This window comes from Bartonella sp. AP20NXHL, from assembly GCF_042196165.1.
Taxonomy (GTDB): Bacteria; Pseudomonadota; Alphaproteobacteria; order Rhizobiales; family Rhizobiaceae; genus Bartonella.
This window is the reverse complement of the sequence record NZ_JBHIPV010000072.1, coordinates 1-1,194: the sequence shown is the minus strand read 5'-3', so window position 1 is coordinate 1,194 and position 1,194 is coordinate 1. Positions and strand designations below refer to the sequence as shown.

1 protein-coding gene is annotated in these 1,194 nt (G+C 34.8%); it reads right to left on the bottom strand.

The annotated features are described in order from the left end of the window. Window positions 1-245: 245 nt before the first annotated feature. Window positions 246-1,124, bottom strand: coding sequence for a type IV secretion system protein (locus ACFILL_RS09235; RefSeq protein WP_375643836.1), 879 nt, complete (start codon window positions 1,122-1,124; stop codon window positions 246-248). Between the last annotated feature and the right edge of the window lie 70 nt (window positions 1,125-1,194).

The following is a 1,194-nucleotide window of genomic DNA, read 5'->3' as shown; positions in this document are numbered from 1 at the left end:
ACATATGTTTTTGTTATCTGATCAATTTTATTGAAAAGTTGCGTGAACACTGTAAAGTTCATGGAATTCCTCTTTAACGAATTTTCAACTTTTTATCACCTTGAAATATAGATACATGCTAAACGCTTCATTTTCATTTATACATTACCTAAGTATTTTCATTACGATATCTTGACTTTGATAAAAGCTTTCTGCCTCTCTGAATTGTTCAGATAGTACTGAACCTTCTACAGTGGATTTTGTTTTCATCGTATGATAGGCATCCCTTTTGCTTCATGGTTAAAAAATTTCATACTAAGTTCGCGTTTTTTCTTTTTGATAAGTGATTGCTCAGCGTTACGTAAATGCGCTACCATTTCCATCTTTATAAACTCATTTTGGATCATGGCTAATGAACCATCGATATGTGCTTGAAGATCTGCAGTATCTTTCAGGTTTTCTTTTGTTTGAAGTTCATCAAATAGATGTTGGAGGTATTTAAAACGATTTTCTACGTTTTCAAAAGTTTCTAAACTTACAGCTTTATCTTGTATCGATGCAAATTGTAAACGCTCCGAAATAGCTTTGCCCATTTGATCAAAAGTCCCAGAAATTTTGTTTTCTTCCTCTAATACCTTTTGATATGATTCCCTTGAAAGCTTATCACTCTTATAGAGCGCTTCTGGCTCTTTGAGAAAAAAACTAGAAAAGTCTATTTTCTGAGGTCCAGTTTTCTGACTCTTTGTTATAGCTTGATAGGCTTTTTCTGTTTGCGAAATTTGTTCTTTTTTTAACTCAAGCTGTTTTTTTAAGAGCTCAATAATTTCCTCTTTTTTTAAAAGCTGAAGGATTTCCGAATATTCTGCTGATAGAGCAGGTTGTGGCGTTGAAGCAGGTTGTGGCGTTGAAGCAGGTCGCGACTTTTTAGGTGATTTTGGCTTTGTTTTACGTCTAACTTTAACATCTCTAGTGCGTGTTGAATCTGACAAGCCATAATATGTAGTATATATTCGACCGTCTTTTGTTCGGTGGATTTCTTTGTTATTTCTATCATACACCACATCTTTGCTATTTGCATATGCTGGAGCTAGATTCAGCATTCCCCAAAGGGTGATCATTCCTGTTATAATAAATCGCTTTTTCATCTGTCTCCTCGCTTGATTTCGGCAGGGATTGTTTTATTAATAGGCACTCGGTTCCTATCATTTGGCTGTT